The sequence below is a fragment of the Streptococcus mitis genome (assembly GCF_965111725.1).
Lineage (GTDB): Bacteria > Bacillota > Bacilli > Lactobacillales > Streptococcaceae > Streptococcus > Streptococcus mitis_DV.
The window spans coordinates 1,911,239-1,931,707 of the sequence record NZ_OZ217341.1 but is presented as its reverse complement, the minus strand read 5'-3'; the positions used below and the strand labels follow the sequence as shown (position 1 = coordinate 1,931,707).

Here is a 20,469-nt window from a genome sequence, read left to right as displayed (position 1 = left end):
ATGGGAAAATATCAATTAGATGATAAGGGGCGTGCACAAGTGACCCGTTATCACGAGAAACACTCTAAAGGTGGAGTTGGTAAGAAAGAACGTTTGCTCAGCCTCAAAGAACAATTTTTAAACAAGAACAAGAAAAAATAAAAGTGAGAGTCAGCTCTCGCTTTTCTCATAGTGGGAGGTAAGGATGGAACTACGCAGACCAAGATTAGCAGATAAAGAAACAGTTTTAGAGATGATGGCAGAGTTTGAAAAGAGCCAATCAGCCCATGATGGAGGATTTTGGGATACAGAGAACTTTGTGTATGAAGAGTGGTTGGAAACAAATATGCAAAAAGAGATGGGAATAAATTTGCCTGAAAATCGTGTTCCTTCTATTCAATTTGTATCATTTGATGATGTAGGTCGTGCTCTAGGATTTTTGAATCTGCGATTGAGACTGGATGAGGGTTTACTGAATTATGCTGGCCACATTGGCTACTCCATTCGTCCATCTGAAAGAGGCAAGGGTTATGCAAAAGAGACTCTCCGTCAGGGCTTGCAAGTTGCTAAGGAAAAGAACATCAAGAAAGCTCTAGTGACCTGTAGCGTGAATAATCCTGCTAGCAGAGTAGTTATTCTAGCAAATGGAGGTCTCATTGAGGATGTTCGCAATGGTGTGGAGCGTTATTGGATAGAGGTAGCGAATGAATAATCCAAAACCACAAGAATGGAAAAGCGAGGAACTCAGTCAAGGGCGTATCATCGACTACAAGGCCTTTAACTTTGTAGATGGAGAAGGTGTGCGTAACTCTCTCTATGTATCAGGTTGCATGTTTCACTGCGAGGGATGTTATAATGTTGCGACTTGGTCTTTCAATGCAGGAATTCCCTACACAGCAGAATTAGAAGAGCAAATCATGGCAGATCTTGCCCAGCCTTATGTTCAGGGGTTAACCTTACTGGGAGGGGAGCCCTTTCTCAATACGGGTATTCTCTTGCCACTCGTTAAGCGCATTCGGAAGGAATTGCCAGAAAAAGACATCTGGTCCTGGACGGGCTACACTTGGGAAGAAATGATGCTAGAGACCTCAGATAAATTGGAACTCTTATCACTGATTGACATTCTTGTCGATGGACGGTATGATCGAACTAAGAGAAATCTTATGCTCCAATTTCGAGGTTCGTCCAATCAACGAATTATCGATGTGCAAAAATCGCTCCAAAGTGGGCAAGTAGTGATTTGGGACAAGCTCAATGACGGAAAAGAAAGCTATGAACAGGTGAAGAGAGAATGAAGAAAAAAGACTTAGTAGACCAACTAGTCTCAGAGATCGAAACGGGGAAAATCAGGACACTGGGTATGTATGGTCATGGAGCTTCAGGCAAATCAACCTTTGCACAGGAATTGCACCAAACCCTAGATTCTGCAAAGGTAAACTTATTGGAAACCGATCCTTACATTGCTTCAAATCGTCATTTAGTGGTGCCAAAGGAGACTCCAGACCAAAAAGTGACCGCTTGTTTACCTGTGGCTCATGAACTGGTAAGTTTAGAAAGAGACATTCTCGCTTTAAAGGCTGGCATGGATATCTTAACAATTGAAGAACCTTGGAAAGCTAGTGAGGTCTTGTCTGGAGAAAAGCCAATTCTGATTGTCGAAGGGATGTCTGTTGGCTTTTTACCCAAAGAACTCTTTGACAAAACCATCTGTTTCTACACGGATGAGGAGACCGAATTAAAGCGACGCCTTGCTAGAGATACGACTGTGAGAAATCGCGATGCATCCTTTATATTGGCTAGCCATCAGATGAGACGGGAGCAGTATCTGCGATACTATAAAGAAACTGAGTCTAAGGCGGATGTCTTAGTGGACCAATCAGAAGGTAAATTTGAGGTCAAGAGGAGTCAGTTTATATAGAAGAAAATCCCTAATTTTAAAAAGAAAAAATAGGAAAACAGTTTCATTGTAAAAAAATGAAAAAACAGCAACAAATCCCTTGCAATCGCAGGGGCTTTGTGTTATTCTATTATGGTGCTGTAAATTACAGCTTTAGCTTTGATGCAAGAGGTTGCGACACGCTCGGTTGCATTGCCACGCAACGCCGCGTCGGTTTTCTTGTGGAGCTAGCCTATTATCTTAAATAGACGAAAAGGAGAAAAAGATGGCAAACAAAAAAATCCGTATCCGTTTGAAAGCTTACGAACACCGTACGCTTGACACAGCGGCTGCAAAGATCGTAGAATCAGCTACTCGTACAGGTGCACAAGTTGCGGGTCCAATCCCACTTCCAACTGAACGTAGCCTCTACACAATCATTCGTGCGACTCACAAATACAAAGACTCTCGCGAACAATTTGAAATGCGTACACACAAACGTTTGATCGATATCGTTAACCCAACTCAAAAAACAGTTGATGCCTTGATGAAATTGGATCTTCCAAGTGGTGTAAACGTAGAAATCAAACTTTAATCTAAAATATAAAAGAGCAGAGGCTGGTGTTTCAATATAATTGAACACGGGCTAAACTCGGTGTGAAAAAGATAAACTTCCTAGTGTCTGCTAGACACTGCGTCAGTTTCCTATTTTCACTTTGAGTTTGACGCCCTTTGTATCTTAGACCTGAGCATAAAAAACGCTCGTTAAAAACTTTTTGAATAAAAAATATAGAAAAGGAACTATTTTCTCATGACAAAAGGAATCTTAGGGAAAAAAGTGGGAATGACTCAAATCTTCACTGAAGCTGGCGAATTGATCCCTGTAACAGTTATTGAAGCAACTCCAAACGTTGTTCTTCAAGTTAAAACTGTTGAAACAGACGGATACAACGCTATCCAAGTTGGTTTCGATGACAAACGCGAAGTATTGAGCAACAAACCTGCTAAAGGACATGTAGCGAAAGCTAACACGGCTCCTAAGCGCTTCATTCGTGAATTCAAAAACGTTGAAGGCTTGGAAGTTGGTGCTGAAATCACAGTTGAAACATTCGCAGCTGGAGACGTTGTTGACGTAACTGGTACTTCTAAAGGTAAAGGTTTCCAAGGTGTTATCAAACGCCACGGACAATCACGTGGACCAATGGCTCACGGTTCTCGTTACCACCGTCGTCCAGGTTCTATGGGACCTGTTGCACCTAACCGCGTATTCAAAGGTAAAAACCTTGCAGGACGTATGGGTGGCGACCGCGTAACAATTCAAAACCTTGAAGTTGTACAAGTTGTTCCAGAAAAGAACGTTATCCTTATCAAAGGTAACGTACCAGGTGCTAAGAAATCTCTTATCACTATCAAGTCAGCAGTTAAAGCTGGTAAATAATAAGGAAAGGGGAATACAGTCAAAATGGCAAATGTAACATTATTCGACCAAACTGGTAAACAAGCGGGCGAAGTTGTTCTTAACGATGCAATCTTTGGTATCGAACCAAATGAATCTGTTGTGTTTGATGTGATCATCAGCCAACGTGCTAGCCTTCGTCAAGGAACTCACGCAGTTAAAAACCGCTCAGCTGTTTCAGGTGGCGGACGCAAACCATGGCGTCAAAAAGGAACTGGACGTGCTCGTCAAGGTTCTATCCGCTCTCCACAATGGCGTGGTGGTGGAATCGTCTTCGGACCAACTCCACGTAGCTATGCGTACAAACTTCCTCAAAAAGTTCGTCGCCTTGCGCTTAAATCTGTTTACTCAGAAAAAGTTGCTGAAAATAAATTTGTAGCCGTTGATTCTCTTGAATTTACAGCTCCAAAAACTGCTGAATTTGCAAAAGTTCTTGCAGCTTTGAGCATCGATTCTAAAGTCCTTGTTATTCTTGAAGAAGGAAACGAATTCGCAGCTCTTTCAGCTCGTAACCTTCCAAACGTGAAAGTTGCGACTGCTACAACTGCAAGTGTTCTTGACATCGCAAATAGTGACAAACTTCTTGTTACTCAAGCAGCTATCTCTAAAATCGAGGAGGTTCTTGCATAATGAATTTGTATGATGTTATCAAAAAACCTGTCATCACTGAAAGCTCAATGGCTCAACTTGAAGCAGGAAAATATGTATTTGAAGTTGACACTCGTGCACACAAACTTTTGATCAAGCAAGCTGTTGAAGCTGCTTTCGAAGGTGTTAAAGTTGCCAATGTTAACACAATCAACGTAAAACCAAAAGCTAAACGTGTTGGACGTTACACTGGTTTTACTAACAAAACTAAAAAAGCTATCATCACACTTACAGCTGATTCAAAAGCAATCGAGTTGTTTGCTGCTGAAGCTGAATAATCTAAGGAGGAAATATCGTGGGAATTCGTGTTTATAAACCAACAACAAACGGTCGCCGTAATATGACTTCTTTGGATTTCGCTGAAATCACAACAAGCACTCCTGAAAAATCATTGCTTGTTGCTTTGAAGAGCAAGGCTGGTCGTAACAACAACGGTCGTATCACAGTTCGTCACCAAGGTGGTGGACACAAACGTTTCTACCGTTTGGTTGACTTCAAACGTAACAAAGACAACGTTGAAGCAGTTGTTAAAACAATCGAGTACGATCCAAACCGTTCTGCAAACATCGCTCTTGTACACTACACTGACGGTGTGAAAGCATACATCATCGCTCCAAAAGGTCTTGAAGTAGGTCAACGTATCGTTTCAGGTCCAGAAGCAGATATCAAAGTCGGAAACGCTCTTCCACTTGCTAACATTCCAGTTGGTACTTTGATCCACAACATCGAGTTGAAACCAGGTCGTGGTGGTGAATTGGTACGTGCTGCTGGTGCATCTGCTCAAGTATTGGGTTCTGAAGGTAAATACGTTCTTGTTCGTCTTCAATCAGGTGAAGTTCGTATGATCCTTGGAACTTGTCGTGCTACAGTTGGTGTTGTCGGAAACGAACAACATGGACTTGTAAACCTTGGTAAAGCAGGACGTAGCCGTTGGAAAGGTATCCGCCCAACAGTTCGTGGTTCTGTAATGAACCCTAACGACCACCCACACGGTGGTGGTGAAGGTAAAGCACCAGTTGGTCGTAAAGCACCATCTACTCCATGGGGCAAACCTGCTCTTGGTCTTAAAACTCGTAATAAGAAAGCGAAATCTGACAAACTTATCGTTCGTCGTCGCAACGAGAAATAATATTAAACTAGTCGCTTAAGCCACTAGTAAATCCGCCAGCTCGGTAGCGCTCCATGTGAGCGCAAGCCGCTGTGGTACAACATTTAAAGGAGAAAATATAAAAATGGGACGCAGTCTTAAAAAAGGACCTTTCGTCGATGAGCATTTGATGAAAAAAGTTGAAGCTCAAGCTAACGACGAAAAGAAAAAAGTTATTAAAACTTGGTCACGTCGTTCAACGATCTTCCCAAGTTTCATTGGTTACACTATTGCAGTTTATGACGGACGTAAACACGTACCTGTTTACATTCAAGAAGACATGGTAGGTCACAAACTTGGTGAATTTGCACCAACTCGTACTTACAAAGGTCACGCTGCAGACGACAAGAAAACACGTAGAAAATAAGGAGAACATAAATGGCAGAAATTACTTCAGCTAAAGCAATGGCTCGTACAGTACGTGTTTCACCTCGTAAATCACGTCTTGTTCTTGATAACATCCGTGGTAAAAGCGTAGCCGATGCAATCGCAATCTTGACATTCACTCCAAACAAAGCTGCTGAAGTCATCTTGAAAGTTTTGAACTCAGCTGTAGCTAACGCTGAAAACAACTTTGGTTTGGATAAAGCTAACTTGGTAGTATCTGAAGCATTCGCAAACGAAGGACCAACTATGAAACGTTTCCGTCCACGTGCGAAAGGTTCAGCTTCACCAATCAACAAACGTACAGCTCACATCACTGTAGCTGTTGCAGAAAAATAAGGAGGTAAAATCGTGGGTCAAAAAGTACATCCAATTGGTATGCGTGTCGGCATCATCCGTGATTGGGATGCCAAATGGTATGCTGAAAAAGAATACGCGGATTACCTTCATGAAGATCTTGCAATCCGTAAATTCGTTCAAAAAGAACTTGCTGACGCAGCAGTTTCAACTATCGAAATCGAACGCGCAGTAAACAAAGTTAACGTTTCACTTCACACTGCTAAACCAGGTATGGTTATCGGTAAAGGTGGTGCTAACGTTGATGCACTCCGTGCAAAACTTAACAAGTTGACTGGAAAACAAGTACACATCAACATCATCGAAATCAAACAACCTGATTTGGATGCTCACCTTGTAGGTGAAGGTATTGCTCGTCAATTGGAGCAACGTGTTGCTTTCCGTCGTGCACAAAAACAAGCAATCCAACGTGCAATGCGTGCTGGAGCTAAAGGAATCAAAACTCAAGTATCAGGTCGTTTGAACGGTGCAGATATCGCCCGTGCTGAAGGATACTCTGAAGGAACTGTTCCACTTCACACACTTCGTGCAGATATCGATTATGCTTGGGAAGAAGCAGATACTACATACGGTAAACTTGGTGTTAAAGTATGGATCTACCGTGGTGAAGTTCTTCCAGCTCGCAAAAACACTAAAGGAGGTAAATAACCAATGTTAGTACCTAAACGTGTTAAACACCGTCGTGAATTCCGTGGAAAAATGCGCGGTGAAGCAAAAGGTGGAAAAGAAGTAGCATTCGGTGAATACGGTCTTCAAGCTACAACTAGCCACTGGATCACTAACCGCCAAATCGAAGCTGCTCGTATCGCCATGACTCGTTACATGAAACGTGGTGGTAAAGTTTGGATTAAAATCTTCCCACACAAATCATACACTGCTAAAGCTATCGGTGTGCGTATGGGATCTGGTAAAGGGGCACCTGAAGGTTGGGTAGCACCAGTTAAACGTGGTAAAGTGATGTTCGAAATCGCTGGTGTATCTGAAGAGATCGCTCGCGAAGCGCTTCGTCTTGCTAGCCACAAATTGCCAGTTAAATGTAAATTCGTAAAACGTGAAGCAGAATAAGGAGAAGGCATGAAACTTAATGAAGTAAAAGAATTTGTTAAAGAACTTCGTGGTCTTTCTCAAGAAGAACTCGCGAAGCGCGAAAACGAATTGAAAAAAGAATTGTTTGAACTTCGTTTCCAAGCTGCTACTGGTCAATTGGAACAAACAGCTCGCTTGAAAGAAGTTAAAAAACAAATCGCTCGTATCAAAACAGTTCAATCTGAAGCGAAATAATAGACTAGGGAAGGAGAAATTTCAATGGAACGCAATAATCGTAAAGTTCTTGTTGGACGTGTTGTATCTGACAAAATGGACAAGACAATCACAGTTGTAGTTGAAACAAAACGTAACCACCCAGTCTATGGTAAACGTATTAACTACTCTAAAAAATACAAAGCTCATGATGAAAACAATGTTGCCAAAGAAGGTGATATCGTTCGTATCATGGAAACTCGCCCGCTTTCAGCTACAAAACGTTTCCGTCTTGTAGAAGTTGTTGAAGAAGCGGTCATCATCTAATCAAACCTGAAAGGAGAAAACTGAAATGATTCAAACAGAAACTCGTTTGAAAGTCGCAGACAACAGCGGTGCTCGCGAAATCTTGACTATCAAAGTTCTTGGTGGTTCAGGACGTAAATTTGCAAACATCGGTGATGTTATCGTGGCATCTGTAAAACAAGCTACTCCTGGTGGTGCGGTTAAAAAAGGTGACGTTGTTAAAGCAGTTATCGTTCGTACTAAATCAGGTGCTCGTCGTGCTGATGGTTCATACATCAAATTTGACGAAAACGCAGCAGTTATCATCCGTGAAGATAAAACTCCTCGCGGAACACGTATCTTTGGCCCAGTTGCACGTGAATTGCGTGAAGGTGGCTTCATGAAGATCGTGTCACTTGCTCCAGAAGTACTTTAATTTTTAGAAACAAACTAGTCCCCTGGATTTACCTCCAGGGTGCCCTTATGGGCGTAAGAAAAATCAAGGAGAAACCTAATGTTTGTAAAAAAAGGCGACAAAGTTCGCGTAATCGCTGGTAAAGATAAGGGAACAGAAGCTGTTGTCCTTACTGCCCTTCCAAAAGTAAACAAAGTTATCGTTGAAGGTGTTAACATCGTTAAGAAACACCAACGTCCAACTAACGAGCTTCCTCAAGGTGGTATCATCGAGAAAGAAGCAGCTATCCACGTATCAAACGTTCAAGTATTGGACAAAAATGGTGTAGCTGGTCGTGTTGGTTACAAATTTGTAGACGGTAAAAAAGTTCGCTACAACAAAAAATCAGGCGAAGTGCTTGATTAATCACGAAGGAAAGGAGAAGTATAATGGCAAATCGTTTAAAAGAAAAATATCTTAATGAAGTAGTTCCTGCTTTGACAGAACAATTCAACTACTCATCAGTGATGGCTGTGCCTAAAGTAGATAAGATCGTTTTGAACATGGGTGTTGGTGAAGCTGTATCAAACGCTAAAAGCCTTGAAAAAGCTGCTGAAGAATTGGCACTTATCTCAGGTCAAAAACCACTTATCACTAAAGCTAAAAAATCAATCGCCGGCTTCCGTCTTCGTGAAGGTGTTGCGATCGGTGCAAAAGTTACCCTTCGTGGTGAACGTATGTACGAATTCTTGGATAAATTGGTTTCAGTTTCACTTCCACGTGTACGTGACTTCCACGGTGTTCCAACAAAATCATTTGATGGACGCGGAAACTACACACTTGGTGTGAAAGAACAATTGATCTTCCCAGAAATCAACTTCGATGACGTTGACAAAACTCGTGGTCTTGACATCGTTATCGTAACAACTGCTAACACTGACGAAGAGTCACGTGCATTGCTTACAGGCCTTGGAATGCCTTTTGCAAAATAATATAGGAGGTAAATCTAATGGCTAAAAAATCAATGATTGCTAAGAACAAACGTCCAGCGAAGTTCTCTACTCAAGCTTATACTCGTTGTGAAAAATGTGGTCGTCCACATTCAGTTTACCGCAAATTTAAACTTTGCCGTGTTTGCTTCCGTGAATTAGCTTACAAAGGACAAATTCCTGGTGTAACAAAAGCATCTTGGTAATTCTAACTTTCAATCCTGTCGTGATTCGTCGTTATCTGCTTTTGCCTAACTCAAGTTATGCCTGCAAGCAGATGCCTAGACTCACTTAGGAATTGAAACCTAGAAACATATTCTGAGCCCAGCTCAATCATTAACTAGCAAGTGCAACTTGCAAACTACTAGTAAGAGGAGAAAAACAAAATGGTTATGACTGACCCAATCGCAGACTTCCTAACTCGTATTCGTAACGCTAACCAAGCGAAACACGAAGTACTTGAAGTACCTGCATCAAACATCAAAAAAGGGATTGCTGAAATCCTTAAACGCGAAGGTTTTGTAAAAAACGTTGAAATCATCGAAGATGACAAACAAGGCATCATCCGTGTATTCCTTAAATACGGACCAAACGGTGAAAAAGTTATCACTAACTTGAAACGTGTTTCTAAACCAGGACTTCGTGTCTACAAAAAACGTGAAGACCTTCCAAAAGTTCTTAACGGACTTGGAATTGCTATCCTTTCAACTTCTGAAGGTTTGCTTACTGATAAAGAAGCACGCCAAAAGAATGTTGGTGGAGAAGTTATCGCTTACGTTTGGTAATATTTAGCTCCCAATTTCTTTGTGACTCTTCGTTATCGTCTCTTGCCTAACCCAAAGTTATGCCTGCGAGACGATGCCTAGATTCACTTTGAAATTGAAACCTAAATGTTCCTTTAAATCGAGAAATCGATTTAACCCCGTGAAAACTGGCCGTTCTGGCCTGACAATTTAACAGGAGAAAATAAACATGTCACGTATTGGTAATAAAGTTATCGTGTTGCCTGCTGGTGTTGAACTCACTAACAATGACAACCTTGTAACTGTAAAAGGACCTAAAGGAGAACTTACTCGTGAGTTCTCAAAAGATATTGAAATCCGTGTGGAAGGTACTGAAGTAACTCTTCACCGTCCAAACGATTCAAAAGAAATGAAAACTATCCACGGAACTACTCGTGCCCTTTTGAACAACATGGTTGTTGGTGTATCAGAAGGATTCAAGAAAGAACTTGAAATGCGCGGGGTTGGTTACCGTGCACAACTTCAAGGATCTAAACTTGTTTTGGCTGTTGGTAAATCTCATCCAGACGAAGTTGAAGCTCCAGAAGGAATTACTTTTGAACTTCCAAACCCAACAACAATCGTTGTTAGCGGAATTTCAAAAGAAGTAGTTGGTCAAACAGCTGCTTACGTACGTAGCCTTCGTTCACCAGAACCATATAAAGGTAAAGGTATCCGTTACGTTGGTGAATTCGTTCGCCGTAAAGAAGGTAAAACAGGTAAATAATGTTGAGTGGTTGATTTTCAACCACCAACCTATTTTCCAACTTTGTGCATAGCACACGATTTAAAACTAAAGAGGTGAAAACTGTGATTTCAAAACCAGATAAAAACAAACTCCGCCAAAAACGCCACCGTCGCGTTCGCGGAAAACTCTCTGGAACTGCTGATCGCCCACGTTTGAACGTATTCCGTTCTAATACAGGCATCTACGCTCAAGTGATTGATGATGTAGCGGGTGTAACGCTCGCAAGTGCTTCAACTCTTGACAAAGAAGTTTCAAAAGGAACTAAAACTGAACAAGCCGTTGCTGTCGGTAAACTCGTTGCAGAACGTGCAAACGCTAAAGGTATTTCAGAAGTGGTGTTCGACCGCGGTGGATATCTATATCACGGACGTGTGAAAGCTTTGGCTGATGCAGCTCGTGAAAACGGATTGAAATTCTAATAGGAGGACACTAGAAAATGGCATTTAAAGACAATGCAGTTGAATTAGAAGAACGCGTAGTTGCTGTCAACCGTGTTACAAAAGTTGTTAAAGGTGGACGTCGTCTTCGTTTCGCAGCTCTTGTTGTTGTTGGTGACCACAACGGCCGCGTAGGATTTGGTACTGGTAAAGCTCAAGAAGTTCCAGAAGCAATCCGTAAAGCAGTAGATGATGCTAAGAAAAACTTGATCGAAGTTCCTATGGTTGGAACAACAATCCCACACGAAGTTCTTTCAGAATTCGGTGGAGCTAAAGTATTGTTGAAACCTGCTGTAGAAGGTTCTGGAGTTGCCGCTGGTGGTGCAGTTCGTGCCGTTGTGGAATTGGCAGGTGTGGCAGATATTACATCTAAATCACTTGGTTCTAACACTCCAATCAACATTGTTCGTGCAACTGTTGAAGGTTTGAAACAATTGAAACGCGCTGAAGAAGTTGCTGCCCTTCGTGGTATTTCAGTTTCTGATTTGGCATAAGAAAGGGGATAAAATGGCTCAAATTAAAATTACTTTGACTAAGTCTCCAATCGGACGCATTCCATCACAACGTAAAACTGTTGTAGCACTTGGACTTGGCAAATTGAACAGCTCTGTTATTAAAGAAGATAACGCTGCTATCCGTGGTATGATCACAGCAGTATCTCACTTGGTAACAGTTGAAGAAGTAAACTAATGAATTTTTAGGGGATGTGCACTATACCATCCCCTAAAACTAGATATAGTCATCTATGATGACGTCGTATAGGCGAGTTGATGGGGGAGACAACCTTTTCTCCCTTATCGGCGCTAGCATTTTACAAAAGAGGAGAAAATAAAAATGAAACTTCATGAATTGAAACCTGCAGAAGGTTCTCGTAAAGTACGTAACCGCGTTGGTCGTGGTACTTCATCAGGTAACGGTAAAACATCTGGTCGTGGTCAAAAAGGTCAAAAAGCTCGTAGCGGTGGCGGAGTTCGCCTTGGTTTTGAAGGTGGACAAACTCCATTGTTCCGTCGTCTTCCAAAACGTGGATTCACTAACATCAACGCTAAAGAATACGCAATTGTGAACCTTGACCAATTGAACGTCTTTGAAGATGGTGCTGAAGTAACTCCAGTTGTTCTTATCGAAGCAGGAATTGTTAAAGCTGAAAAATCAGGTATTAAAATTCTTGGTAACGGTGAGTTGACTAAGAAATTGACTGTGAAAGCAGCTAAATTCTCTAAATCAGCTGAAGAAGCTATCACTGCTAAAGGTGGTTCAGTAGAAGTCATCTAAGAGAGGTGACCTATGTTTTTTAAATTATTAAGAGAAGCTCTTAAAGTCAAGCAGGTTCGATCAAAAATTTTATTTACAATTTTTATCGTTTTGGTCTTTCGTATCGGAACTAGCATTACAGTTCCTGGTGTGAATGCCAATAGCTTGAATGCTTTAAGTGGATTATCCTTCTTAAACATGTTGAGCTTGGTCTCAGGGAATGCCCTAAAAAACTTTTCGATTTTTGCACTAGGAGTTAGTCCCTATATCACCGCTTCTATCGTTGTCCAACTCTTGCAAATGGATATTTTACCCAAGTTTGTAGAGTGGGGGAAACAAGGGGAAGTAGGCCGAAGAAAATTGAATCAAGCTACTCGTTATATTGCTCTAGTTCTCGCTTTTGTGCAATCTATCGGGATTACAGCTGGTTTTAATACCTTGGCTGGAGCTCAATTGATTAAAACTGCTTTAACTCCACAAGTTTTTCTGACGATTGGTATCATCTTAACAGCTGGTAGTATGATTGTCACGTGGTTGGGAGAGCAAATTACAGATAAGGGATACGGAAATGGTGTTTCCATGATTATCTTTGCCGGGATTGTTGCCTCAATTCCAGAGATGATTCAGGGCATCTATGTAGACTACTTTGTGAACGTGCCAAGTAGCCGTATCACTTCATCTATCATTTTCGTAATCATTTTGATTATTACTGTATTGTTGATTATTTACTTTACAACCTATGTTCAACAAGCAGAATACAAAATTCCAATCCAATATACTAAGGTTGCACAAGGTGCTCCATCTAGCTCTTACCTTCCTTTGAAGGTAAACCCTGCTGGAGTTATCCCTGTTATCTTTGCCAGTTCGATTACTGCAGCACCTGCGGCGATTCTTCAATTTTTGAGCGCTACAGGTCATGATTGGGCTTGGGTAAGGGTAGCACAAGAGATGTTGGCAACCACTTCTCCAACTGGTATTGCCATGTATGCTTTGTTGATTATTCTCTTTACATTCTTCTATACGTTTGTACAGATTAATCCTGAAAAAGCGGCAGAGAACCTACAAAAGAGCGGTGCCTATATCCATGGAGTTCGTCCTGGTAAAGGTACAGAAGAATATATGTCTAAACTTCTTCGTCGTCTTGCAACTGTTGGTTCCCTCTTCCTTGGTGTGATTTCCATTTTGCCGATTGCAGCTAAAGATGTATTTGGTCTTTCTGATGTTGTTGCCTTTGGTGGAACAAGTCTCTTGATCATTATCTCTACAGGTATCGAAGGAATCAAGCAATTGGAAGGTTACCTATTGAAACGTAAGTATGTTGGTTTCATGGACAGAACAGAATAAAAGTATTTACTGATACTCTTCGAAAATCTCTTCAAACCACGTCAGCTTTATCTGCAACCTCAAAGCAGTGCTTTGAGCAACCTGCGGCTAGCTTCCTAGTTTGCTCTTTGATTTTCATTGAGTATGAAGCAGTAAATGCTGAGGGAGTGGAGGTTTAAACTCTAACATTTGTGAGAGTTTGGTCTCCCCTCTTCTATTTTGTTTTTAAATAGGGGTGAAAAGACTTTTTGCTTCTATTTAAAAATAAAATAAGGAGATCAGATCATGAATCTTTTGATTATGGGCTTACCTGGTGCAGGTAAGGGAACTCAAGCAGCAAAAATCGTAGAACAATTCCATGTTGCACATATCTCAACAGGTGATATGTTCCGCGCTGCTATGGCAAATCAAACTGAAATGGGTGTTCTTGCTAAGTCATACATTGACAAGGGTGAATTGGTTCCTGATGAAGTTACAAATGGAATCGTAAAAGAACGTCTTTCACAAAATGATATTAAAGAAACAGGATTCTTGTTGGATGGTTACCCACGTACAATCGAACAAGCTCATGCCTTGGACAAAACATTGGCTGAACTTGGCATTGAACTAGAAGGTGTCATCAACATTGAAGTGAATCCAGATAGCCTCTTGGAACGTTTGAGTGGTCGTATTATCCACCGCGTAACTGGAGAAACTTTCCACAAGGTCTTTAACCCACCAGTTGACTATAAAGAAGAAGATTACTACCAACGTGAAGATGATAAGCCTGAGACAGTCAAACGTCGTTTGGATGTGAATATTGCTCAAGGGGAACCAATTATTGCTCACTATCGTGCCAAAGGTTTGGTTCATGACATCGAAGGTAATCAAGATATCAATGATGTCTTCTCAGATATCGAAAAAGTATTGACAAATTTGAAATAAAGCGTTTTTCACACTTGCAAAAATCCGCTACAAATGTTATACTGAGATAGTCTGACTTATAATTGTTGTCTCTGTGTTTAGAGGCATCGAATCGAAATTTATGGAGGTGCTTTTGCGTGGCAAAAGACGATGTGATTGAAGTTGAAGGCAAAGTAGTTGATACAATGCCGAATGCAATGTTTACGGTTGAACTTGAAAATGGACATCAGATTTTAGCAACAGTTTCTGGTAAAATTCGTAAAAACTATATTCGTATTTTAGCGGGAGATCGTGTTACTGTCGAAATGAGTCCATATGACTTGACACGTGGACGTATCACTTACCGCTTTAAATAATCGAAAAACTTGGAGGGATAAGAAATGAAAGTAAGACCATCGGTCAAACCAATTTGCGAATACTGTAAAGTTATTCGTCGTAATGGTCGTGTTATGGTAATTTGCCCAGCAAATCCAAAACACAAACAACGTCAAGGATAAGATAGAAAGGAGAAAACATGGCTCGTATTGCTGGAGTTGACATTCCAAATGACAAACGCGTAGTAATCTCATTGACTTATGTTTATGGTATCGGACTTGCAACATCTAAGAAAATTTTGGCTGCTGCTGGAATCTCAGAAGATGTTCGTGTACGTGATCTTACATCAGATCAAGAAGATGCTATCCGTCGTGAAGTGGATGCAATCAAAGTTGAAGGTGACCTTCGTCGTGAAGTAAACTTGAACATCAAACGTTTGATGGAAATCGGTTCATACCGTGGTATCCGTCACCGTCGTGGACTTCCTGTCCGTGGACAAAACACTAAAAACAACGCTCGCACTCGTAAAGGTAAAGCTGTTGCGATTGCTGGTAAGAAAAAATAATATAGGAGGTAAAAGTCTTGGCTAAACCAACACGTAAACGTCGTGTGAAAAAGAATATCGAATCTGGTATTGCTCATATTCACGCTACATTTAATAACACTATTGTTATGATTACTGATGTGCATGGTAATGCAATTGCTTGGTCATCAGCTGGTGCTCTTGGTTTCAAAGGTTCTCGTAAATCTACACCATTCGCTGCTCAAATGGCTTCTGAAGCTGCTGCTAAATCTGCACAAGAACACGGTCTTAAATCAGTTGAAGTTACTGTAAAAGGTCCAGGTTCTGGTCGTGAGTCAGCTATTCGTGCGCTTGCTGCCGCTGGTCTTGAAGTAACAGCAATTCGTGATGTGACTCCAGTGCCACACAATGGTGCTCGTCCTCCAAAACGTCGCCGTGTATAATCATCGCATTACACTGCTTTTCGTTTAAGAGGGAGTAACTAAATGATCGAGTTTGAAAAACCAAATATAACAAAAATTGATGAAAATAAAGATTATGGCAAGTTTGTAATCGAACCACTTGAACGTGGCTACGGTACAACTCTTGGTAACTCTCTTCGTCGTGTACTTCTAGCTTCTCTACCAGGAGCAGCTGTGACATCTATCAATATTGATGGTGTGTTACATGAGTTTGACACAGTTCCAGGTGTTCGTGAAGACGTGATGCAAATCATTCTGAACATTAAAGGAATTGCAGTGAAATCGTACGTTGAAGACGAAAAAATCATCGAACTAGATGTTGAAGGTCCTGCTGAAGTAACAGCTGGTGACATTTTGACAGATAGCGATATTGAAATTGTAAATCCAGATCATTATCTCTTTACAATCGGTGAAGGTTCTTCTCTAAAAGCGACTATGACTGTTAACAGTGGTCGTGGATATGTACCTGCTGATGAAAATAAAAAGGATAATGCACCAGTTGGAACACTTGCTGTAGATTCTATTTATACACCAGTTACAAAAGTCAACTATCAAGTGGAACCTGCTCGTGTAGGTAGCAATGATGGATTTGACAAACTAACCCTTGAAATCTTGACAAATGGAACAATTATTCCAGAAGATGCTTTAGGGCTTTCAGCACGTATTTTGACAGAACATCTTGATTTGTTTACAAATCTTACTGAGATTGCTAAGTCAACTGAAGTGATGAAAGAAGCTGATACTGAATCTGACGACCGTATCTTGGATCGTACGATTGAGGAACTGGACTTGTCTGTGCGTTCATACAACTGTTTGAAACGTGCCGGTATCAATACTGTGCATGATTTGACAGAAAAATCTGAAGCAGAGATGATGAAAGTACGAAATCTTGGACGCAAGAGTTTGGAAGAAGTGAAACTCAAACTCATTGATTTGGGTCTTGGATTAAAAGATAAATAAAGGAGGAATACATGGCTTACCGTAAACTAGGACGCACTAGCTCACAACGTAAAGCAATGCTTCGCGATTTGACAACTGACCTTTTGATCAACGAATCAATCGTGACAACTGAAGCTCGTGCTAAAGAAATCCGTAAAACTGTTGAAAAAATGATTACTCTAGGTAAACGTGGTGATTTGCATGCACGTCGTCAAGCAGCTGCTTTCGTACGTAATGAAATCGCATCTGAAAACTATGATGAAGCAACTGACAAGTACACTTCTACTACAGCACTTCAAAAATTGTTCTCAGAAATCGCACCTCGTTATGCTGAACGTAACGGTGGATACACTCGTATCCTTAAAACTGAACCACGTCGTGGTGATGCAGCGCCAATGGCGATCATCGAATTAGTATAAAATCATCAATTTTGTTGAGTGTTATGATGATGGAGTCTTGTGCTCTTAGTCTAGCTCTGGTCTACCGCTAGGATCTTGGTCCTAGCGGGAACACTCATCATAAGTTGGGATAGTAGACGCTTGTTTACGAAATTGTTTTTTTCTTAAGAACAACTTCGTAAGCAGGCGTTTTTGAGTATTTTAGTTGGAATTATGCTATACTATTTGAAAAGAATCCTGTTTAATGTTCAGGTTTCCTATTAAAATAAGAATTGGAGTTTGCTTATGAAAGCGATTATAACTGTTGTTGGTAAAGATAAATCTGGAATTGTTGCAGGTGTTTCTGGTAAAATTGCAGAATTGGGTTTGAATATTGATGATATCTCTCAAACTGTCTTGGATGAATATTTCACGATGATGGCTGTCGTCTCTAGCGATGAAAAGCAAGATTTTACCTATCTTCGTAATGAATTTGAAGCTTTTGGGCAAACTTTGAATGTGAAAATCAATATTCAGAGTGCAGCGATTTTCGAAGCTATGTATAATATCTAGGAGGTGCACATGGATATTAGACAAGTTACTGAAACTATCGCCATGATTGAGGAGCAAAATTTCGATATCAGAACCATTACCATGGGGATTTCCCTTTTGGACTGTATTGATCCAGATATCAATCGTGCTGCGGAGAAAATTTATCAAAAGATTAGGACCAAAGCGGCGAAATTAGTGGCTGTTGGGGATGAAATTGCAGCTGAGTTGGGAATTCCTATCGTTAATAAGCGTGTATCGGTGACTCCCATTTCTCTGATTGGGGCAGCGACAGATGCGACGGACTATGTGGTTCTGGCAAAAGCACTTGATCAGGCTGCGAAAGAGATTGGTGTGGACTTTATTGGTGGTTTTTCTGCCTTGGTACAAAAAGGTTATCAAAAGGGAGATGAGATTCTCATCAATTCTATTCCTCGCGCTTTGGCTGAAACGGACAAGGTCTGCTCTTCAGTCAATATCGGTTCAACCAAGTCTGGTATCAATATGACGGCTGTCGCAGATATGGGACGAGTTATCAAGGAAACGGCTAATTTATCTGATATGGGGGCAGCTAAGTTGGTTGTATTCGCTAATGCTGTTGAGGACAATCCATTTATGGCAGGTGCCTTCCATGGTGTTGGGGAGGCAGATGTTATCATCAATGTCGGAGTTTCCGGTCCTGGTGTGGTGAAACGTGCCTTGGAAAAAGTTCGTGGACAGAGCTTTGATGTAGTAGCAGAAACAGTTAAGAAAACAGCCTTTAAAATCACTCGTATCGGTCAATTGGTTGGTCAAATGGCCAGTGAGAGATTGGGTGTGGAGTTTGGTATTGTGGACTTGAGTTTGGCGCCAACTCCTGCGGTTGGAGATTCTGTTGCACGTGTCCTTGAAGAAATGGGTCTAGAGACAGTTGGAACACACGGGACGACGGCTGCCTTGGCTCTCTTGAATGACCAAGTTAAGAAGGGCGGAGTTATGGCCTGCAACCAAGTCGGTGGTTTGTCTGGTGCCTTTATCCCTGTTTCAGAGGATGAAGGAATGATTGCTGCAGTGCAAAATGGCTCTCTTAATTTGGAAAAACTAGAAGCTATGACGGCTATCTGTTCCGTTGGTTTGGATATGATTGCCATTCCGGAGAATACACCTGCTGAAACCATTGCGGCTATGATTGCAGATGAAGCAGCAATTGGTGTCATTAACATGAAAACAACGGCTGTACGTATCATTCCAAAAGGAAAAGAAGGCGACATGATTGAGTTTGGTGGCCTATTAGGAACTGCACCTGTTATGAAGGTCAATGGAGCTTCGTCTGTTGATTTCATCTCTCGTGGAGGACAAATCCCAGCACCAATTCATAGTTTTAAAAATTAAGAAAATAGGAGAAAATGATGAAAAAAGAAATGAAACATGCTTTAGTAGCTTTGGGGCTGTCGACTTTACTAGTACCAACGTTTGCCAATCAAGTAGTTTATGCACAAGAAGAAAGCCATGAAACTACCACTAGTGTGAGTCCAGAAGAGGTTAATAAAAAAATTGAGGAAACGAAGCAATTTTTAATTGATTTGATTAAACAAAATATCTTTGAACAGGTTGATCAAGGAGACTGGGATACAGTTTCTTTTTCCAAGAGTGATGTAAGCTCTATTAGAGATAAATTAAGAGAAGAACTTAATTATAGGTTACAAGATTTCATGGGAGAGTTAGAAGGTATAAGGAAGTATAGTTTAGAAAGAAAAATTCCTTTGGAAGAGTTATCAAATATTTTATCAGAGTTTAAGAACAAATCTAAAAAAAACTACATTGATCGTTATAGAGAAAAAGATAATTTTTTTGGTCATAGAATGAAGTATATTGTTGCTGAACTTGCTATACTAAAGAAAATGAATCTGGTAATTTCTCAAATAAATAATGATTCTCACTATACAGAATTAGAGAAAAAAGAAATATTAGCTAGAGTTTCAAGCTACTACGCACCTGGTTTTCATCAATCTGGTTTATATGTTGATAGTGATAAGTATTTAACTTTATTTAATAATCAAGATAATTTAAATACTTATCTTAAGAAAGTTTCTCTATTTTTATCTAACAATCATTATCCGATTTCTACAGTACCTAAAGAAAAGAATATCCGAGAAATTAATGCTGTTGCCTTTATGGAGAAGACGGCTATTAGTAATGATGATACACTTTCGAAAGCAGAAAAGATTTCTATGTTTAGTAAGATTGATGATATAGTTGAAGAAGGGATACACAAAGTTAAGAGGGAAGCTGGTCTTTTACATGAGGAGGAACCTGAATTAGTACACATGCTATCCCCTGAAGAGTTATCTGTCTTTACTAAGCGTATCGAAGATGTTTACCAAGGAAAAGCTAAGCCTAAGGTGACAAAAGAAGAGGCTATTCAAGCAGTTTCTACTGGAACTTCATCCTCAGTTTCAACTTCATCTCAAGCTATTGTTACCTCTAATGGAGAGACTAAGAAAAATCATCAAGCAAGTAAGTGGTTTAAAGAGTCTGGCAAATGGTACTATAATGACCTTTCTGGTAACCTTGTAAGAAACCGTTGGGTAGGGCGTTATTATCTAAAAGCAGATGCTTCAATGGCTGCGAGTGAATGGATTTATGATGAAGATTATAAGAGCTGGTTTTATGTAGATTCAACTGGTAGTTATGTAGAGAAAGCTTGGCAGGGAGAATATTACCTAAAACGTGGCGGTTACATGGCTAAGAGTGAGTGGGTATTTGATTCTCAGTATGATAGTTGGTATTATCTAAACCAAGACGGCAAGTACGCTCGTAACCAATGGATTAAGGATGGAGATAAGTGGTATTACTTGCTAGCTGATGGGAAATTAGCAAAAAATATGACTATTAACGGTTATAAAGTAAATGAAAAAGGTGAATGGGTATAATTTTTTAAGTTCTATTTAAGGTTAGCTGTGTATACTATAATCATTAAATAAAGACCTCCTAATATTATTTGAAACAGATAACACTGATTTAGTTTGAATTTGATTTTCATCTAATATCTTTATTTAATAGAACTCCTAAACTTTTTCATAATAATCTCCTGCAAAAGTCGCCTGTCTGGGTGGCTTTTGTTT

Annotated in this window: 36 protein-coding genes; all 36 read left to right on the top strand. The window is 40.4% G+C overall.

Annotation, left to right across the window (positions count from 1 at the left end):
- The 36 genes from ACLV7Q_RS09385 (at window position 1) to ACLV7Q_RS09210 (ending at window position 20,277) form a co-directional block, all read left to right on the top strand.
- A complete protein-coding gene (locus ACLV7Q_RS09385; protein WP_218757284.1) occupies window positions 1-141 on the top strand; it encodes a hypothetical protein in 141 nt (46 codons plus the stop codon).
- Window positions 142-184: 43 nt separating this feature from the next.
- Window positions 185-691, top strand: coding sequence for a GNAT family N-acetyltransferase (locus ACLV7Q_RS09380; RefSeq protein WP_218757285.1), 507 nt, complete (start codon window positions 185-187; stop codon window positions 689-691).
- The gene (gene nrdG, locus ACLV7Q_RS09375) at window positions 684-1,274 is read left to right on the top strand and encodes an anaerobic ribonucleoside-triphosphate reductase activating protein (protein ID WP_138707696.1); all 591 of its coding nucleotides are present in this window, start codon (window positions 684-686) and stop codon (window positions 1,272-1,274) included. Before ACLV7Q_RS09380 ends, nrdG begins: the two co-directional genes overlap by 8 nt.
- Complete coding sequence (locus ACLV7Q_RS09370) at window positions 1,271-1,897, top strand: uridine kinase family protein (protein ID WP_218757286.1); 627 nt, start codon at window positions 1,271-1,273, stop codon at window positions 1,895-1,897. Before nrdG ends, ACLV7Q_RS09370 begins: the two co-directional genes overlap by 4 nt.
- Window positions 1,898-2,141: 244 nt before the next feature.
- Window positions 2,142-2,450 carry a 30S ribosomal protein S10 gene (gene rpsJ / locus ACLV7Q_RS09365; RefSeq protein ID WP_001284513.1) on the top strand — a complete coding sequence of 103 codons (309 nt, stop codon included), beginning with the start codon at window positions 2,142-2,144 and terminating at the stop codon, window positions 2,448-2,450.
- Between the two features lie 216 nt (window positions 2,451-2,666).
- Window positions 2,667-3,293 (top strand): 50S ribosomal protein L3, encoded by a 627-nt coding sequence (gene rplC / locus ACLV7Q_RS09360; protein ID WP_000160197.1) that lies wholly within the window; start codon window positions 2,667-2,669, stop codon window positions 3,291-3,293.
- Between the two features lie 24 nt (window positions 3,294-3,317).
- Window positions 3,318-3,941, top strand: coding sequence for a 50S ribosomal protein L4 (gene rplD, locus ACLV7Q_RS09355; RefSeq protein WP_000024547.1), 624 nt, complete (start codon window positions 3,318-3,320; stop codon window positions 3,939-3,941).
- The gene (locus ACLV7Q_RS09350) at window positions 3,941-4,237 is read left to right on the top strand and encodes a 50S ribosomal protein L23 (protein WP_001055347.1); all 297 of its coding nucleotides are present in this window, start codon (window positions 3,941-3,943) and stop codon (window positions 4,235-4,237) included. The genes rplD and ACLV7Q_RS09350 overlap by 1 nt, the downstream gene beginning before the upstream one ends.
- 17 nt (window positions 4,238-4,254) lie before the next feature.
- Window positions 4,255-5,088, top strand: coding sequence for a 50S ribosomal protein L2 (rplB, locus tag ACLV7Q_RS09345; protein WP_000512911.1), 834 nt, complete (start codon window positions 4,255-4,257; stop codon window positions 5,086-5,088).
- A 103-nt stretch (window positions 5,089-5,191) separates the two neighbouring features.
- On the top strand, window positions 5,192-5,473 hold the full coding sequence (gene rpsS / locus ACLV7Q_RS09340; RefSeq protein WP_000533766.1) for a 30S ribosomal protein S19: 282 nt from the start codon (window positions 5,192-5,194) through the stop codon (window positions 5,471-5,473).
- A gap of 11 nt (window positions 5,474-5,484) precedes the next feature.
- On the top strand, window positions 5,485-5,829 hold the full coding sequence (rplV, locus tag ACLV7Q_RS09335) for a 50S ribosomal protein L22 (protein WP_070888627.1): 345 nt from the start codon (window positions 5,485-5,487) through the stop codon (window positions 5,827-5,829).
- 12 nt (window positions 5,830-5,841) lie between these two features.
- Window positions 5,842-6,495, top strand: a complete 654-nt coding sequence (gene rpsC / locus ACLV7Q_RS09330) for a 30S ribosomal protein S3 (protein WP_000529936.1) — start codon at window positions 5,842-5,844, stop codon at window positions 6,493-6,495.
- A 3-nt stretch (window positions 6,496-6,498) separates the two neighbouring features.
- The gene (rplP, locus tag ACLV7Q_RS09325) at window positions 6,499-6,912 is read left to right on the top strand and encodes a 50S ribosomal protein L16 (protein WP_000960946.1); all 414 of its coding nucleotides are present in this window, start codon (window positions 6,499-6,501) and stop codon (window positions 6,910-6,912) included.
- Window positions 6,913-6,921: 9 nt separating this feature from the next.
- Window positions 6,922-7,128, top strand: a complete 207-nt coding sequence (rpmC, locus tag ACLV7Q_RS09320; RefSeq protein ID WP_000772918.1) for a 50S ribosomal protein L29 — start codon at window positions 6,922-6,924, stop codon at window positions 7,126-7,128.
- Window positions 7,129-7,152: 24 nt separating this feature from the next.
- Entirely contained in the window at window positions 7,153-7,413 is a 261-nt protein-coding gene (gene rpsQ, locus ACLV7Q_RS09315) for a 30S ribosomal protein S17 (protein WP_000440801.1), read from the top strand.
- A gap of 25 nt (window positions 7,414-7,438) precedes the next feature.
- Window positions 7,439-7,807 carry a 50S ribosomal protein L14 gene (gene rplN / locus ACLV7Q_RS09310; RefSeq protein WP_000616545.1) on the top strand — a complete coding sequence of 123 codons (369 nt, stop codon included), beginning with the start codon at window positions 7,439-7,441 and terminating at the stop codon, window positions 7,805-7,807.
- Between the two features lie 78 nt (window positions 7,808-7,885).
- Window positions 7,886-8,191: a 50S ribosomal protein L24 gene (gene rplX, locus ACLV7Q_RS09305; RefSeq protein WP_000497691.1), complete on the top strand. Its 306-nt coding sequence runs from the start codon at window positions 7,886-7,888 to the stop codon at window positions 8,189-8,191.
- Between the two features lie 23 nt (window positions 8,192-8,214).
- On the top strand, window positions 8,215-8,757 hold the full coding sequence (gene rplE, locus ACLV7Q_RS09300) for a 50S ribosomal protein L5 (protein ID WP_000013542.1): 543 nt from the start codon (window positions 8,215-8,217) through the stop codon (window positions 8,755-8,757).
- Between the two features lie 17 nt (window positions 8,758-8,774).
- A complete protein-coding gene (locus tag ACLV7Q_RS09295) occupies window positions 8,775-8,960 on the top strand; it encodes a type Z 30S ribosomal protein S14 (RefSeq protein WP_001085697.1) in 186 nt (61 codons plus the stop codon).
- A 180-nt stretch (window positions 8,961-9,140) separates the two neighbouring features.
- On the top strand, window positions 9,141-9,539 hold the full coding sequence (rpsH, locus tag ACLV7Q_RS09290) for a 30S ribosomal protein S8 (RefSeq protein ID WP_000245504.1): 399 nt from the start codon (window positions 9,141-9,143) through the stop codon (window positions 9,537-9,539).
- Between the two features lie 187 nt (window positions 9,540-9,726).
- A complete protein-coding gene (gene rplF / locus ACLV7Q_RS09285) occupies window positions 9,727-10,263 on the top strand; it encodes a 50S ribosomal protein L6 (RefSeq protein WP_000086635.1) in 537 nt (178 codons plus the stop codon).
- A gap of 83 nt (window positions 10,264-10,346) precedes the next feature.
- Entirely contained in the window at window positions 10,347-10,703 is a 357-nt protein-coding gene (gene rplR / locus ACLV7Q_RS09280; protein ID WP_000624044.1) for a 50S ribosomal protein L18, read from the top strand.
- A 17-nt stretch (window positions 10,704-10,720) separates the two neighbouring features.
- Window positions 10,721-11,215, top strand: a complete 495-nt coding sequence (gene rpsE / locus ACLV7Q_RS09275; protein WP_000874202.1) for a 30S ribosomal protein S5 — start codon at window positions 10,721-10,723, stop codon at window positions 11,213-11,215.
- Between the two features lie 13 nt (window positions 11,216-11,228).
- Window positions 11,229-11,411, top strand: coding sequence for a 50S ribosomal protein L30 (rpmD, locus tag ACLV7Q_RS09270; protein ID WP_000057241.1), 183 nt, complete (start codon window positions 11,229-11,231; stop codon window positions 11,409-11,411).
- A 144-nt stretch (window positions 11,412-11,555) separates the two neighbouring features.
- Window positions 11,556-11,996 (top strand): 50S ribosomal protein L15, encoded by a 441-nt coding sequence (gene rplO, locus ACLV7Q_RS09265; protein WP_000766087.1) that lies wholly within the window; start codon window positions 11,556-11,558, stop codon window positions 11,994-11,996.
- Between the two features lie 12 nt (window positions 11,997-12,008).
- Window positions 12,009-13,319 carry a preprotein translocase subunit SecY gene (secY, locus tag ACLV7Q_RS09260; protein WP_049511466.1) on the top strand — a complete coding sequence of 437 codons (1,311 nt, stop codon included), beginning with the start codon at window positions 12,009-12,011 and terminating at the stop codon, window positions 13,317-13,319.
- Window positions 13,320-13,583: 264 nt separating this feature from the next.
- Window positions 13,584-14,222: an adenylate kinase gene (locus ACLV7Q_RS09255; protein ID WP_083979482.1), complete on the top strand. Its 639-nt coding sequence runs from the start codon at window positions 13,584-13,586 to the stop codon at window positions 14,220-14,222.
- A gap of 116 nt (window positions 14,223-14,338) precedes the next feature.
- The gene (gene infA / locus ACLV7Q_RS09250) at window positions 14,339-14,557 is read left to right on the top strand and encodes a translation initiation factor IF-1 (RefSeq protein ID WP_001029883.1); all 219 of its coding nucleotides are present in this window, start codon (window positions 14,339-14,341) and stop codon (window positions 14,555-14,557) included.
- Window positions 14,558-14,581: 24 nt separating this feature from the next.
- Window positions 14,582-14,698, top strand: coding sequence for a 50S ribosomal protein L36 (gene rpmJ, locus ACLV7Q_RS09245; protein ID WP_001808836.1), 117 nt, complete (start codon window positions 14,582-14,584; stop codon window positions 14,696-14,698).
- A gap of 17 nt (window positions 14,699-14,715) precedes the next feature.
- A complete protein-coding gene (gene rpsM / locus ACLV7Q_RS09240; RefSeq protein WP_000090781.1) occupies window positions 14,716-15,081 on the top strand; it encodes a 30S ribosomal protein S13 in 366 nt (121 codons plus the stop codon).
- Between the two features lie 17 nt (window positions 15,082-15,098).
- On the top strand, window positions 15,099-15,482 hold the full coding sequence (rpsK, locus tag ACLV7Q_RS09235; protein ID WP_001118385.1) for a 30S ribosomal protein S11: 384 nt from the start codon (window positions 15,099-15,101) through the stop codon (window positions 15,480-15,482).
- A gap of 42 nt (window positions 15,483-15,524) precedes the next feature.
- Window positions 15,525-16,460 carry a DNA-directed RNA polymerase subunit alpha gene (locus tag ACLV7Q_RS09230; protein ID WP_000568988.1) on the top strand — a complete coding sequence of 312 codons (936 nt, stop codon included), beginning with the start codon at window positions 15,525-15,527 and terminating at the stop codon, window positions 16,458-16,460.
- A gap of 11 nt (window positions 16,461-16,471) precedes the next feature.
- Window positions 16,472-16,858 (top strand): 50S ribosomal protein L17, encoded by a 387-nt coding sequence (rplQ, locus tag ACLV7Q_RS09225; RefSeq protein ID WP_000331493.1) that lies wholly within the window; start codon window positions 16,472-16,474, stop codon window positions 16,856-16,858.
- Between the two features lie 264 nt (window positions 16,859-17,122).
- Window positions 17,123-17,389, top strand: coding sequence for an ACT domain-containing protein (locus ACLV7Q_RS09220; protein ID WP_000644124.1), 267 nt, complete (start codon window positions 17,123-17,125; stop codon window positions 17,387-17,389).
- 9 nt (window positions 17,390-17,398) lie between these two features.
- Window positions 17,399-18,736, top strand: a complete 1,338-nt coding sequence (locus ACLV7Q_RS09215; RefSeq protein ID WP_218757287.1) for a PFL family protein — start codon at window positions 17,399-17,401, stop codon at window positions 18,734-18,736.
- Window positions 18,737-18,753: 17 nt separating this feature from the next.
- Window positions 18,754-20,277: an N-acetylmuramoyl-L-alanine amidase family protein gene (locus ACLV7Q_RS09210; RefSeq protein ID WP_218757288.1), complete on the top strand. Its 1,524-nt coding sequence runs from the start codon at window positions 18,754-18,756 to the stop codon at window positions 20,275-20,277.
- The last annotated feature ends 192 nt before the right edge of the window (window positions 20,278-20,469 follow it).